At 72.8% G+C, this 13511-nt stretch carries 16 protein-coding genes; 4 read left to right on the top strand and 12 right to left on the bottom strand.

Features of this window, described 5'->3' with window-relative positions:
• Nucleotides 1-2: 2 nt before the first annotated feature.
• The 10 genes from BIV23_RS22830 to hisD all read right to left on the bottom strand — a co-directional run bounded on the left by BIV23_RS22830 (nucleotide 3) and on the right by hisD (nucleotide 7650).
• Nucleotides 3-1241: an MFS transporter gene (locus BIV23_RS22830; protein WP_071382783.1), complete on the bottom strand. Its 1239-nt coding sequence runs from the start codon at nucleotides 1239-1241 to the stop codon at nucleotides 3-5.
• Between the two features lie 13 nt (nucleotides 1242-1254).
• Nucleotides 1255-1842 carry an ArsR/SmtB family transcription factor gene (locus tag BIV23_RS22835; RefSeq protein WP_071382784.1) on the bottom strand — a complete coding sequence of 196 codons (588 nt, stop codon included), beginning with the start codon at nucleotides 1840-1842 and terminating at the stop codon, nucleotides 1255-1257.
• A gap of 89 nt (nucleotides 1843-1931) precedes the next feature.
• A complete protein-coding gene (gene hisF / locus BIV23_RS22840) occupies nucleotides 1932-2687 on the bottom strand; it encodes an imidazole glycerol phosphate synthase subunit HisF (RefSeq protein ID WP_071382785.1) in 756 nt (251 codons plus the stop codon).
• 6 nt (nucleotides 2688-2693) lie between these two features.
• Nucleotides 2694-3089, bottom strand: coding sequence for a RidA family protein (locus BIV23_RS22845; protein WP_071382786.1), 396 nt, complete (start codon nucleotides 3087-3089; stop codon nucleotides 2694-2696).
• On the bottom strand, nucleotides 3086-3811 hold the full coding sequence (gene priA, locus BIV23_RS22850; RefSeq protein ID WP_071382787.1) for a bifunctional 1-(5-phosphoribosyl)-5-((5-phosphoribosylamino)methylideneamino)imidazole-4-carboxamide isomerase/phosphoribosylanthranilate isomerase PriA: 726 nt from the start codon (nucleotides 3809-3811) through the stop codon (nucleotides 3086-3088). Before priA ends, BIV23_RS22845 begins: the two co-directional genes overlap by 4 nt.
• A gap of 4 nt (nucleotides 3812-3815) precedes the next feature.
• On the bottom strand, nucleotides 3816-4457 hold the full coding sequence (gene hisH, locus BIV23_RS22855; protein ID WP_071382788.1) for an imidazole glycerol phosphate synthase subunit HisH: 642 nt from the start codon (nucleotides 4455-4457) through the stop codon (nucleotides 3816-3818).
• Complete coding sequence (locus BIV23_RS50450) at nucleotides 4454-4618, bottom strand: hypothetical protein (RefSeq protein ID WP_177239999.1); 165 nt, start codon at nucleotides 4616-4618, stop codon at nucleotides 4454-4456. Before BIV23_RS50450 ends, hisH begins: the two co-directional genes overlap by 4 nt.
• A 4-nt stretch (nucleotides 4619-4622) precedes the next feature.
• Entirely contained in the window at nucleotides 4623-5225 is a 603-nt protein-coding gene (gene hisB, locus BIV23_RS22860; RefSeq protein ID WP_071382789.1) for an imidazoleglycerol-phosphate dehydratase HisB, read from the bottom strand.
• Nucleotides 5222-6328, bottom strand: a complete 1107-nt coding sequence (locus BIV23_RS22865; RefSeq protein ID WP_071382790.1) for a histidinol-phosphate transaminase — start codon at nucleotides 6326-6328, stop codon at nucleotides 5222-5224. Before BIV23_RS22865 ends, hisB begins: the two co-directional genes overlap by 4 nt.
• Nucleotides 6325-7650: a histidinol dehydrogenase gene (gene hisD, locus BIV23_RS22870; RefSeq protein WP_071382791.1), complete on the bottom strand. Its 1326-nt coding sequence runs from the start codon at nucleotides 7648-7650 to the stop codon at nucleotides 6325-6327. Before hisD ends, BIV23_RS22865 begins: the two co-directional genes overlap by 4 nt.
• A gap of 171 nt (nucleotides 7651-7821) precedes the next feature.
• On the opposite strand from hisD, the gene BIV23_RS22875 reads away from it, so the two are divergent.
• From BIV23_RS22875 to ybaK, 4 genes are all read left to right on the top strand, one after another.
• Nucleotides 7822-9399 (top strand): oxidoreductase, encoded by a 1578-nt coding sequence (locus BIV23_RS22875; RefSeq protein ID WP_071382792.1) that lies wholly within the window; start codon nucleotides 7822-7824, stop codon nucleotides 9397-9399.
• A gap of 133 nt (nucleotides 9400-9532) precedes the next feature.
• Nucleotides 9533-10585: a hypothetical protein gene (locus tag BIV23_RS22880; RefSeq protein ID WP_177240000.1), complete on the top strand. Its 1053-nt coding sequence runs from the start codon at nucleotides 9533-9535 to the stop codon at nucleotides 10583-10585.
• An 11-nt stretch (nucleotides 10586-10596) separates the two neighbouring features.
• Nucleotides 10597-11337 (top strand): LON peptidase substrate-binding domain-containing protein, encoded by a 741-nt coding sequence (locus BIV23_RS22885; RefSeq protein WP_071382793.1) that lies wholly within the window; start codon nucleotides 10597-10599, stop codon nucleotides 11335-11337.
• A gap of 9 nt (nucleotides 11338-11346) precedes the next feature.
• Nucleotides 11347-11847, top strand: a complete 501-nt coding sequence (gene ybaK, locus BIV23_RS22890) for a Cys-tRNA(Pro) deacylase (protein WP_071382794.1) — start codon at nucleotides 11347-11349, stop codon at nucleotides 11845-11847.
• 39 nt (nucleotides 11848-11886) lie between these two features.
• Here the strand turns inward: ybaK and BIV23_RS22895 are convergent, their stop codons facing one another.
• Both BIV23_RS22895 and BIV23_RS22900 read right to left on the bottom strand, forming a co-directional pair.
• A complete protein-coding gene (locus tag BIV23_RS22895) occupies nucleotides 11887-12561 on the bottom strand; it encodes an AAA family ATPase (protein ID WP_071382795.1) in 675 nt (224 codons plus the stop codon).
• Nucleotides 12562-12595: 34 nt separating this feature from the next.
• Nucleotides 12596-13417 (bottom strand): ABC transporter permease, encoded by an 822-nt coding sequence (locus BIV23_RS22900; protein ID WP_071382913.1) that lies wholly within the window; start codon nucleotides 13415-13417, stop codon nucleotides 12596-12598.
• Nucleotides 13418-13511: the final 94 nt, after the last annotated feature.

Below are 13511 nucleotides of genomic sequence, written 5' to 3' on the forward strand. Positions count from 1 at the left end.
GTTCAGCGGGGCAGCTCGGCGGTGCGCAGGGCCGGTACGGCGAGGGCGACGACCCCGCCGAGTCCGCAGACGGCGGCGCTGACGACGTAGACCGGGCGCAGCCCCCAGGCGCCGATCGCGGCGGCCGCGAACGGCATGCTGAGCGGGGTGAGGCCGAGGCTGACCAGGCTGGAGACGGCGGTGACGCGGCCCAGGTAGTCGGGGTCGGACCGGGTCTGGAGCAGCGCGCCGCACATCACCCCGCTCAGCCCGGTGAGCAGGCCGACGAGCAGGGCCGTGCCGACGGCGGTCAGGAGGGTGGGGGCGTAGGCGAGGGCGCCGACGGCCACCGAGCCGGCGATGATCGTGCACCCGGCGACGAGTCCGGCCCGGGGGAGCCGCCCCCGGACGGCCAGCAGCAGCGAGGCGGCACCCGCGCCGGTGCCGAACCCGGCGAGTATCCAGCCCATGCCGGAGGCACCCCAGCCGCGACGGTCGGCGAGCAGGGTCAGTCCGACGTTCAGGGGGCCCACGAACCCCAGGTCGCCGAGGGCGATGGCGAGCATCAGCGGGGCGAGGACGCGGTGGCCGCGGATGTGGCGCAGTCCGTCCTTGAGGTCCGCCCAGGCCGTGCCCTTCGGTGCGGCGTCCCGCGTCGGCAGGTCCCGTACGCGCACGCGGACCAGCAACGGCACGGACACGGCGATGAGCAGCCCGGCGAGGGCGAACGCGGCCGGGGCGCCACCCGTGGCCACCCCGAGCCCGCCGAGCGGGGCGCCCACGACGGCGGCGAACCGGATGGCGAGGCTGCGCATGCCCTGGACCCGGCCGAGCTGGTCCTGCGCGGTGAGCCGGGCCGGCAGGGCGCCCACGGCGGGCACGAAGACGGCGTCGACGGCACCGAAGACCAGCGCCAGCAGGGCGAGCGGCCACAGGCCGGGGCGGGTGAGGAACAGCAGGGCGGCCACGGCGAGAACGGCCGCACAGCGCACGGCATCACTGCCGATGACCACCCGACGCGGCCCGAACCGGTCGGCGATCACTCCCCCGCCCAGCATCAGTACGGCCCGGGGCAGCGCGCCGACCGCCATCACGAGCCCGACCTGCGCCGGGGTCCCGATCCGGACGGCGGCCCAGGACAGGGCGATGTAGTAGATGGTGTCGCCCAGCATCGAGGAGGTGTAGGCGGCGAGCCAGCGCCGGACGTTGCCGTCGCGGTGGGCGGGCGTGGTGGTCGACGGGGCGGCGAGCGTGGCGGTCACGGGAGGGGCCCTCTCAGACGCGGAACGGGAAGCCGTACACGTGCAGCGCGACGTGCTCGCGCCCTTCGGTGTCGCCGGCGGCCTCGTGGGCTCGCCCCTGCTCGTCGTAGCGCTTGAGCAGGTCGTGCAGGTCCTTCTTCAGCTCCGCCAGTTCCGCGGCGGTCAGCCTGAGCAGCGACTCGGAGTCATGGGCGGCCTCGCTCCACTCCGGGCCCCAGTGGGCGCGCTCGTCCAGGTACCTCCGGTACATCTCGGCGCGCTGCTCCAGGAACATCCGGGAGGCCGCGAGGTGCGCCGCCACCTTCTCGGGGGCGTCCTGGAAGTCCTCGTCGCGGATGGAGACGCCGTCGGAGGACGGCTGCCACCAGCGCTCGCGGCCGTCCGCGCTGCGCGGCTCGGCCTCCTCGACCAGGCCGTGCTCGGCGAGCTTGCGCAGGTGGTAACTGACCAGCGAGACGGCCTCGTCGACCTGCTCGGCGAGATGGGAGGCGGTGGCCGCCTCGGCGACGAACAGCAGTCGGTAGAGCTTCAGGCGCAGCGGATGCGCGAGCGCCTTGAGCGTGCCGACGTCGGTGATCCGCCGGTTCTCCTTGCTTGCCATGGGCACGACCGTAGATACGAAAGAGAAGTTGCGCAACAGATTTTGCGCAACTTCTCTTTCGTATCTCGTATCGGCTGAACAGCCCAACCTCAGCGCACGGGGTGCCCCGCTTCCCGCAGGGTCTGCTTCACCTGGCCGATCCGCAGGTCGCCGAAGTGGAAGACGGAGGCCGCGAGCACCGCGTCGGCGCCCGCCGCGACCGCCGGCGGGAAGTCGGCCAGCTTGCCGGCGCCGCCCGAGGCGATGACCGGGACGGTGACGTGCTTGCGGACCGCCGCGATCATCTCCAGGTCGTAGCCGTCCTTGGTGCCGTCGGCGTCCATGGAGTTGAGCAGGATCTCGCCGGCGCCCAGCTCGGCGGCCCGGTGCGCCCACTCGACGGCGTCGATGCCGGTGCCCTTGCGGCCGCCGTGGGTGGTGACCTCGAAGGAACCCGACTCGGTGCGGCGGGCGTCCACCGACAGGACCAGGACCTGGCGGCCGAAACGTTCCGCGATCTCGCGGATCAGGTCGGGGCGCGCGATGGCCGCTGTGTTCACGCCCACCTTGTCGGCGCCCGCCCGCAGCAGCCTGTCCACGTCCTCGGCCGTACGGACGCCGCCGCCGACCGTCAGCGGGATGAAGACCTGCTCGGCGGTGCGGCGCACCACGTCGTACGTCGTCTCCCGGTTGCCCGAGGACGCGGTGATGTCCAGGAACGTCAGCTCGTCGGCGCCCTCGGCGTCGTACACCTTGGCCATCTCGACGGGGTCGCCCGCGTCGCGCAGGTTCTGGAAGTTGACGCCCTTGACGACCCGGCCGTTGTCCACGTCCAGGCAGGGGATGACTCGGACCGCCAGGGTCATGACTGCTCAGGCTCCTCTGAATGCTTCAAGCTCTACTTCGACCAGGATGCGCGGATCGACGAAGCCCTCGACCACGAGAAGGGTCGTCGCCGGGCGCACGGAGTCGAACAGCTCCTTGTGGGCCCGGCCCGCCTCGTCGACGTCGCGCACATGGCTCAGGTACATGCGGGTACGGATCACGGACTCGATGCCGAGCCCGAACTCCTTCAGCGCTTCGAGGGCGTTGCCGAAGGCGACCCTGGTCTGCTCGTACGGGTCGCCCTCGCCGTACAGCACCGTGCCCTTGAAGGACGTGGTGCCGCCCACCGACACCCGGTCCCCCGCCGCGACGGCGCGTGCGAAGCCGAAACTCTCTTCCCAGGGACTTCCGCTCTGCACCCGCCGCACGGCATCGGACGTCATGACGACACAGCCTCCAGGGCCTCTTCCAGGGTGAACGCCTTCGCGTACAGGGCCTTCCCGACGATGGAGCCCTCGACACCGAGGGGTACCAGCTCGGCGATGGCCCGGAGGTCGTCCAGCGACGACACGCCGCCGGAGGCCACGACCGGCCGGTCGGTGGCGGCACAGACATTGCGCAGCAGTTCCAGGTTCGGGCCCTGGAGCGTGCCGTCCTTGGCGATGTCGGTGACGACGTAGCGGGCGCAGCCCTCCTTGTTCAGTCGGTCCAGCGTCTCGTAGAGGTCGCCGCCGTCGCGGGTCCAGCCGCGGCCGCGCAGGGTCGTGCCGCGCACGTCCAGGCCGACCGCGATCTTGTCGCCGTGCTCGGCGATGACCTTGGCGACCCACTCGGGGGTCTCCAGGGCGGCCGTGCCGAGGTTCACCCGGGTGCAGCCGGTGGCCAGGGCGGCGGCCAGCGAGGCGTCGTCGCGGATGCCGCCGGACAGCTCCACCTTGATGTCCATCGCCCGCGCGACCTCGGCGATCAGCTCGCGGTTGTCACCCGTGCCGAACGCGGCGTCGAGGTCGACCAGGTGCAGCCACTCGGCGCCGGAGCGCTGCCAGGCGAGGGCGGCCTCCAGCGGGGAGCCGTACGAGGTCTCCGTGCCGGACTCGCCGTGCACGAGGCGGACGGCCTGGCCGTCACGGACGTCGACGGCGGGGAGGAGTTCGAGCTTGGCCATGTCTCTACAGGGTTCCGATCCAGTTGGTGAGGAGCTGGGCGCCGGCGTCGCCGGACTTCTCGGGGTGAAACTGGGTGGCCCACAGGGCGCCGTTCTCCACCGCGGCCACGAACGGCCTGCCGTGCGTCGACCAGGTGACCTTGGGGGCGGCGATCAGCGGGTTGTGCGACTCCAGCTGCCAATCGTGGACGGCGTAGGAGTGCACGAAGTAGTAGCGGGCGTCGGCGTCGAGGCCCGCGAACAGCTGGGAGCCGGCTGGGGCGTCGACGGTGTTCCAGCCCATGTGGGGCACGACCTCGGCCTCCAGCGGCGCGACCGTGCCGGGCCACTCGTCCAGGCCCTCGGCCTCCACACCGTGCTCGATGCCGCGCGCGAAGAGGATCTGCATGCCGACGCAGATGCCCATCACCGGGCGCCCGCCGGACAGCCGGCGGTCGACCACCCAGTCACCGCGCGCGGCGCGCAGACCCTGCATGCAGGCGGCGAACGCGCCCACGCCCGGCACCAGCAGGCCGTCGGCGTTCATCGCCTTGTCGAAGTCACGCGTGATCTCGACGTCGGCGCCCACGCGCGCGAGGGCACGCTCGGCGGAACGGACGTTGCCGAAGCCGTAGTCGAAGACGACAACCCTCTTCGGGGCGGTCAATTCCACACCCCCAGCCGCATGACGCCCGCGACGAGGCACATGCCCGCGCCGATGGAGAGCAGCACGATGAGGCTCGTGGGCATCTTCTGCTTGACGAAGGAGATGATGCCGCCGACCAGGAAGAGACCGACGACGATCAGGACGGTGGAGAGGCTGGTCATGGGGTTACAGCGCGCCCTTCGTGGAGGGGAGGATGCCGGCCGCGCGCGGGTCGCGTTCGCAGGCATAGCGCAGCGCCCGGGCGAGGGCCTTGAACTGGCACTCCACGATGTGGTGCGCGTTGCGCCCGTACGGCACGTGCACGTGCAGCGCGATCTGCGCCTGGGCGACGAAGGACTCCAGGATGTGCCGGGTCATCGTCGTGTCGTACTCGCCGATCATCGGCGCCATGTTCTCGGGCTCGGTGTGCACGAGGTACGGGCGGCCGGACAGGTCGACGGTCACCTGGGCGAGGGACTCGTCCAGCGGGACCGTGCAGTTGCCGAAGCGGTAGATCCCCACCTTGTCGCCGAGCGCCTGCTTGAAGGCGGCGCCCAGCGCGAGGGCGGTGTCCTCGATGGTGTGGTGGGAGTCGATGTGCAGGTCGCCGTCGGTCTTCACGGTCAGGTCGAACAGACCGTGCCGGCCGAGTTGGTCGAGCATGTGGTCGTAGAAGCCGACGCCGGTGGCGATGTCGGTCCTGCCGGTGCCGTCGAGGTCGATCTCGACCAGGACGGACGTCTCCTTCGTCGTACGCTCTGTTCTTCCTACGCGACCTTCGCGAGTCATCCCTCAAGCTCCTTCTTGACTTCACGGACCGCGTCGAGGAACGCGTCGTTCTCCTCCGGGGTGCCGGCGGAGACCCGCAGCCACCCCGGTACGCCGTTGTCCCGGACCAGGACGCCCCGGTCGAGGATCTTCTGCCAGGCCTCGTGGGAGTCCGTGAACCGGCCGAACTGCACGAAGTTGGCGTCGGACTCGATGACGTCGTAGCCGGTCGCGCGCAGCTCGGCGACCAGCCGGTCGCGCTCCGCCTTCAGCTGCTCGACGTACTTCAGCAGGGTGTCGGTGTGCTCCAGGGCGGCCAGGGCGGTCGCCTGGGTGACGGCCGACAGGTGGTACGGCAGCCGGACGAGCTGTACGGCGTCCACGACCGCCGGGTCGGCGGCCAGGTAGCCGAGGCGCAGGCCCGCGGCGCCGAACGCCTTCGACATCGTGCGGGAGACGACGAGGTGCGGGCGGCCTTCGAGGAGGGGCAGCAGCGAGTCGCCGTGGCTGAACTCGACGTACGCCTCGTCCACGACCACCATCGACGGCTTGGCCGCCTGGGCCGCCTCGTACAGCGCGAGGACGGTGTCGGGCGCGACCGCGTTGCCCGTGGGGTTGTTGGGGGTGGTGATGAAGACGACGTCGGGCTTGTGCTCGGCGATCGCCCGCTCGGCGGCGGCGAGGTCGATCGTGAAGTCCTCGTTACGGGGACCCGGGATCCAGCCGGTGCCGGTGCCGCGCGCGATGAGCGCGTGCATCGAGTACGACGGCTCGAAGCCGATCGCCGTACGGCCCGGTCCGCCGAAGGTCTGCAGCAGCTGCTGGATGACCTCGTTGGAGCCGTTGGCCGCCCAGACGTGCTCGACGCCGATCGGGTACTTGCCCGTGTTCGTCAGGTACTTGGCCAGCTCGGTGCGCAGCTGGACCGCGTCCCGGTCGGGGTAGCGGTTCAGGTCGCGGGCGGCCTCGCGCACCCGCTCCGCGATCCGCTCGACGAGCGGTTCGGGCAGCGGGTAGGGGTTCTCGTTGGTGTTCAGCCGTACGGGGACGTCCAACTGGGGCGCGCCGTAAGGGGACTTGCCGCGCAGCTCGTCCCGGACGGGGAGATCGTCGATCCTGGTCACTTGCTCGTCGGTACCTTCCAGCCGAACCTCGCCTTGACCGCCGCGCCGTGCGCCGGCAGGTCCTCCGCCTCCGCCAGCGTCACCACGTGATGGGCGACCTCGGCGAGCGCGTCCTTCGTGTAGTCCACGATGTGGATGCCGCGCAGGAAGGACTGGACGGACAGGCCCGAGGAGTGACAGGCGCAGCCGCCGGTGGGCAGGACGTGGTTGGACCCGGCCGCGTAGTCGCCGAGGGAGACGGGGGCCCAGGGGCCGATGAAGATCGCGCCCGCGTTCTTCACCCGGTCGGCCACCGCGGCGGCGTCGGCGGTCTGGATCTCCAGGTGCTCGGCGCCGTACGCGTCGACCACGCGCAGGCCCTCGTCCAGGCCGTCCACGAGGACGATCGCGGACTGCCGGCCCCTGAGGGCGGGCACGATCCGGTCCTCGATGTGCTTGGTGGCCTCGACCTGCGGCCCCAGCTCCTTCTCCACCGCGTCCGCCAGCTCGACGGAGTCGGTGACGAGCACCGCGGCGGCCAGCGGGTCGTGCTCGGCCTGGCTGATCAGGTCCGCGGCGACGTGCACCGGGTCGGCGCTGTCGTCGGCGAGGACCGCGATCTCGGTCGGGCCGGCCTCGGCGTCGATGCCGATCCTGCCGGTGAAGAAGCGCTTGGCGGCGGCGACCCAGATGTTGCCGGGGCCGGTGACCATGTTGGCGGCGGCGCAGGACTCGGTGCCGTACGCGAACATCGCGACGGCGGTGGCGCCGCCCGCGGCGTAGACCTCGTCCACGCCGAGCAGGGCGCAGGCCGCGAGGATCGTCGGGTGCGGCAGGCCCCCGAACTCGGCCTGCGGCGGAGAGGCGAGCGCGATGGACCCGACGCCGGCCTCCTGGGCCGGTACGGCGTTCATGATCACGGAGGAGGGGTAGACGGACCGGCCGCCCGGCGCGTACAGCCCCACGCGCTCGACCGGCACCCACTTCTCGGTCACCGAGCCGCCCGGCACCACCTGGGTGGTGTGCGTGCCGCGGCGCTGCGCGCGGTGGACCAGGCGGGCGCGGCGGATGGACTCCTCCAGCGCGGCGCGCACGGCCGGGTCGAGGGCCTCGAGGGCATCGGTGAGGGCCTCGGCCGGCACCCGGACGGATTCCAGCCGTACTCCGTCGAACTTCTCGGCGAAGTCGATCAGCGCCGCGTCGCCACGATGATGCACGGCCTCGCAGATCGGACGCACCTTCTCCAGGGCGGCCGAAACGTCGAAGTCGGCTCGGGGCAGCAGGTCGCGCAGGGCGGGGCCCTCGGGAAGGGCGTCGCCGCGCAGATCGATTCGGGAGATCACGGACTCAATTCTCTCAGACCGGGGTCGAGCACCGTGCGCGCGTATCAATGGCTGATACAGAACGTGGCCAGATTCGGAAGATCCCCTTCACCTCCAGTGTTCCAGCAGTCACTCAGCGGGCATGAACGGCTGTACGAAATGTCGTGCGCGAGGAAGAGAGAAGGAACGGCGGTGACCGAGGGGGCCGGCTTCGTCGCCGGGGACGTGCCGGACGAGCTGACGGCGGCCGAGGCGGGCATGTGGCAGGCCTTCCGCAACGGCAGCGTGTACGACCTGAACAGCGGCGACGCCGTCGTGGACGATCCGCACGGCGGGCATCCCTGGGGACCCGAGCGGACCGTGCGGGCCCGGATCGTGTGCTGGCTGCTGCTGGACGGACCGCCCGCGCTCGCGGGCCGGGTGTCCGCGCTGAAGCTGGCCGGCGTGCGGATCACCGGCACGATGGAGCTGGCGGGCGGCCAGGTCACCCCGTACGTCGAGCTGCGCGGCTGCCGCTTCGACGACGAGGTACGGCTGCCGGAGGCCCGGTTCACGACCCTGCGCCTGGTCGACTGCGCGGTGCCGCGCCTGGAGGCGGCCCGGGTGCACACCGAGGGCGATCTGCATCTGCCGCGCTGCCGCTTCCGGAACGGGATCCGGCTGACCGACGCGCACATCGGCACCGACCTGCTGCTCAACGAGGCGATCGTGTACCGCGACCGCAGCGGCCGGTCGATCGCGGCGGACGGCATGACCGTGGGCCAGGACCTCCAGGCGGAGCTGCTGGAGTCGCACGGCGAACTGAGCCTGCGCAGCGCCAAGGTCGGCGTGTCGCTCAGCCTGCGGGGCGCGAAACTCGCCAATCCCTACGCCCGGCTCGCCCTGAACGCACCGCAGCTGACCGTCGAGCGCACCCTGTACCTGACCCCGGCCGGCGTCGGCGGCGCGCAGCTGAGCGGTACGACTCCCGCGCGCGGGACGCGGATCCAGCGCTTCGAGTGCCGGGGCGGGCTGCGGCTGGACGACGGGCGGTTCGGGGACGCCGTCGACCTGGAGCGGGCCCGGTTCACCCTCACCGACGACCAGGAGCTGTCCCTGCGCCGGGTGCACACGCCCGAGCTGCGCTTCCTCGGCGACCGGCCGCAGCGCGGCAAGGTCCTGCTGTCCGGGGCGCGGATCGTCAACCTGGTGGACCGCGCGGGCGCCTGGCCGGAGGCCGGGAACCTGCACATGGGCGGCTTCACGTACGAGAACCTCGTGCCGCAGGGCCCCTTCCCGCTGACCCGGCGCCTGGACTGGATAGCGGCGGCCACGGCGGAGTACGCCCCGGAGCCGTACGAGCGGCTGGCGGCGGTGCTGCGCGCGGCCGGCGAGGACGAGGACGCGCGCGAGGTGCTGCTCGCCAAGCAGCGCCGGCGCCGCGAGACGCTGCCGCTGGCCGCGAAGTTCCTGGGGTACGTCCAGGACTGGACGGTCGCCTACGGCTACCGGCCGGGCCGGGCCGCGGTGTGGATGGCGGTGCTGTGGGCGGCGGGCACGCTGGCCTTCGCCCACGCGGACCATCCCCCGGCGAACCACGAGGAACACCCCTACTGGAGCCCGGCGCTGTTCACGCTGGACCTGCTGCTGCCGGTGATCGACCTGGGCCAGGTCGGCGAGTGGCAGCTGCACGGCGGCTGGGAGTGGCTGGAGTCCGCGATGATCCTGCTCGGCTGGATACTCGCGACGACGGTGGCGGCGGGGGCGACGCGGCTGCTGCGGCGGGGCTGAGGGGGCCCGGGAGGGCTCGGGCCACAGCAGATACCCAGACGAAGTCGCACCTTTACCGCTCTTTGACCTCGCGCCGTACAACTTTCCTGGACTTGCCGAACTCTCTGGCGCGCCCCCGACCTGCGGACTTTCAATGGTCGACACCATGGCTCCGCTGCCCTCGTTCATCCGCTGCGCCCTGATGAACAAACGCTCCGCGCGCCCGGCCCGCCGGCCCGAGACCGGGGACGAGGCCGTACTCGACGCGCCCGACGACCGGCTCTCCCCCGCGCTGGTCGCGGCCGGCCGGGGCGAGTACGCCGTGGCGGCCGCCCTGCTGACCGCCACCCGTTCCGCGGCCGCCTGGGAGAACCACGACCGGTACGTCCGGCACCTGGCCGCCTTCGCCCGCTCGCGCCCCGAGTGGTTCGACGCCTGGCACACGGCCGTCCCGCAGGACCCCGGCGTACTGCTGGTCGGGACGCAGCTCGCGGTGGACCGCGTCTGGTCCTCACCGGCCCGCGCCGAGCTGCTGCGCGAGGTGAGCCCGCTGATCACCGCCGCCGCCCGGGCCGACGACCGCGATCCGGTGCCCTGGCGGATCGCGCTGGACCACGCACGCGGCTCCGGGGCCGGGCACCGCTACGTCGAGGAGCTGTGGGAGGCGGCCGTGCGGCGGGCCCCGCACCACCACGGCTGCCATGTGGCCGCCCTGCGCTATCTGGGCACGTCCTGGCACGGCGCGCACCGCGAGTGCCTCGACTTCGCCGACCGGGCCGCGCAGGACGCGCCCGCCGACTCGCTGGTCCAGGCCCTGCCGGCCCGCGCGGCCCTCGGCTACCTGACCGACGGCTGCGGCCCCGAGGTGCCGCGCGCCCGGCTGGACGCGGCGGCCGACCGGGCCCTCGCCCTGTCGGAGCGCCTCCCCGCGGCCGACCCCTGGCCGGCCGGGATCCGCAACGAGCTCCTGTACGTCCTGCTGCGCCTGGAGCGCTGGGCGGACGCCCGCACCCAGCTGGCCCTCGTCGGCCCCTACGCCACGTCGTTCCCCTGGGACCGGTTCTCCGACGACCCGCTGGGCCACTTCCTGCGGCTGCGCGAGCACCTGCTGACACCCGGTCCGCGGCCCCTGCCCGCGGGGCCGGCGCCCTGGTCCCCGGTCCCGCTCGGCGGGCACGGCGGACACGTTCGCGCCGGTGACCACTAGGCTGGGGCGCCGTGACCACCGTCCGTCTCCCGCTCTTCCCGCTGAACACCGTGCTGTTCCCGGGACTCGTGCTGCCGCTCAACGTCTTCGAGGAGCGCTATCGCGCGATGATGCGCGAGTTGCTCAAGACGCCCGAGGACGAGCCGCGCCGGTTCGCCGTCGTGGCGATCCGCGACGGCTACGAGGTGGCGCCGAGCGCCCCCGGCATGCCGGACCCCACCGCACAGCCGGAGCGCGGGCCGTCCGCGGGCTTCGGCCCGGACCCGCTCAAGGCCCTCCACACGATGGCCTGTGTGGCGGACGCGGCGACGATCCGGGAGCGGGCCGACGGCACGTTCGAGGTCCTCGCGACGGGCACGACGCGCGTGCGTCTGCTCTCGATCGACGCGTCGGGCCCGTTCCTGACGGCGGAGTGCGAGGAACTGCCGGAGGAGCCGGGCGACGAGGCCGGCGCGCTGGCCGAGGGCGTCCTGCGCTCCTTCCGCCAGTACCAGAAGCGGCTGGCCGGCGCCCGTGAGCGCTCGCTGTCCTCGGGCACGGAGCTGCCGGACGACCCGGGCGTGGTGTCGTACCTGGTGGCGGCCGCGATGGTCCACGACACCCCGACGAAGCAACGGCTGCTGCAGGCCCCGGACACCGCCTCGCGCCTGCGCGACGAGCTGAAACTGCTGCGCGCCGAGACGGCGATCATCCGTAACCTGCCCTCGCTGCCCGCGTTCGAGCTGACCCGGGCGCCGACGAGCCTGAACTGAGGAAGCCGGATGGCGAAGAAGCAGAGGAAGCAGCAGTCCGCGGGAACGCCCGCGACGGTCGCGCTGACATCGGCCGGCGTGGACTTCACGGTCCACGCCTACGACCACGACCCGGCCCACCCCTCCTACGGCGAGGAGGCGGCCGAGGCTATGGGCGTCTCACCCGACCGCGTCTTCAAGACCCTGGTCGCGGACGTCGACGGCGCCCTGACGGTGGCCGTGGTCCCGGTCTCCGGCTCCCTGGACCTCAAGGCCCTGGCGGCGGCGGTCGGCGGCAAGCGTGCGGCCATGGCCGACCCGGCCCTGGCGGAACGCACGACGGGCTACGTCCGCGGCGGCATCTCCCCACTGGGCCAGCGCAAACGGCTCAGGACGGTCCTGGACGACTCGGCCGAGGCGCACACCACCATCTGCGTCTCGGCGGGCCGCAGGGGCCTGGAGGTGGAGCTGGCACCGGCGGATCTGGCGAAGCTGACGGACGCGGTCCTGGCACCGGTCGGACGGGGCTGACGAGCAGCGCTGCCGGCCGAGCGGGGAGGAAGGGGCCGACTACGCCGCCGGCGGCGCCCCGTACGCGTCCTCGGTCCTCGGTCCCGGCGGGTACGGGAGCTCCGGATCCCGGGGGCCGAAGGCCGCCGTCAGAGCGAGGTGTACGACCAGTGCGGCCAGCGGCCAGGCCAGCAGCGCGCCCTTCGCGCCCAGCTTCAGCGGCGCCGGGAAGGTGACTCCCTTCCCCACCTGCTGCGCGTGCGCGATCACGTCGGACGTGGGCCCGAGCCACACCCCGAGCCGCCACGCCAGCAGTGACGCGAGCAGCGCGCCGACGCCCAGTCCCACCACGGCCGGTACGCCCCCGCGCCGCCGCCACAGGAACGCGGCGAGCCCGCTGACCAGCCCGAAGCCCAGCGCCAGCAGGGTGAACGTGCCGTCCACCCCGATCGCCTGCTCGCCCTCGCTGTCCTTGAGGTAGACCACCCAGCTCTTGTCCACCTCGTCGCCGACCAGCGGCACGTGCGGCGCCAGCCACCACCACAGCAGCCCCAGCAGCACCCCGCCCAGCGCCACGGCCACCGTGACAACGGCGGCCTCCCGCAACTCGGTCTTCATTCCGGGCCCGTCCTCTTCGTACCTGCCCGCACCCGGCGCCCCGGCAGGCGGAACCTGCCAGGCATGGTGCGCGGAGTCGTCGTGCGGCGGCGGTGGCGGAGTCAGCGGTGCGGTCACCCTGACATCGTGCCAGGTCGCGCTGTGCGCCGCGTCACCGGACGGCGGCCCGGCGGTACGCCCAGGTCGCCACGGCCAGGGAGACCACCCCGACACCGGCGCACACCCCCAGGTCGGCGAGGACGACGGCCCAGTCCGGACGCCCGTCGAAGGTGCGGGCGTACGCCTCGACGCCGTACGTCGACGGCAGCAGATCGCGTGCCAGCCGGATGATCTCCGGCATCCGGTCGGCCGGCAGCACGCCGAGCAGCAGCGCCGCGGACATGCCCAGCTGACCGAGCAGTGTGGCCAGTTCGGGCCGCGGCGCGAGCAGCCCGCAGGCGGCGCCGAGCCCGGACAGCGCGGCCCCGGCGAGCGGGATCACGAGGAGCAGGATCCACAGGTTGGACAGCGGCAGCCCGAACAACGCGCACCCGAAGACGGCGGTCACCAGGGTCCCCGGCACCGTGAAGGAGGCGTAGGCGGCGGCCGCGCCGAGCACCACCGCGGCCGGCGGCACCGGCAGCGTGGCGTAGTGGTCGAGGCCGCCGCTGGCCCGCAGCTGCCCGAAGTACTGGGAGAGCAGGTTCAGCGCGACGTACGCGACGACCAGCACCGCCGACCCGGCCACCACGGACTGGGCCTCGGTCCCGCTGTCGACGACACCGCGCATCATCACCGCGATGCCGACGGACTGGAAGGTCGCCACGAACAGCAGCGGGATCCGCGCCACCCGGGCCCGGGACAGCTGCGCCCGGTAGACGGCCGCCAGCGACGGCCACAGCCGCGCGGGCGGGCCGAGTCCGTCCGTGTCCCGTGCCGTCTCGGGCACGGCCGGGACACCGCCCGGCAGAACCTGGGCGGGTACGACACTCACGTCGAGCTGCTCCTCTTCCCTGCGGCCGTCCCGTACACCCCGCACGACTCGTCCCCCGCGTACGACGCGTACGCCTCTACGACCGATACGCGAT

This window comes from Streptomyces monashensis (assembly GCF_001866665.1).
In the GTDB taxonomy this organism is placed as follows: domain Bacteria; phylum Actinomycetota; class Actinomycetes; order Streptomycetales; family Streptomycetaceae; genus Streptomyces; species Streptomyces monashensis.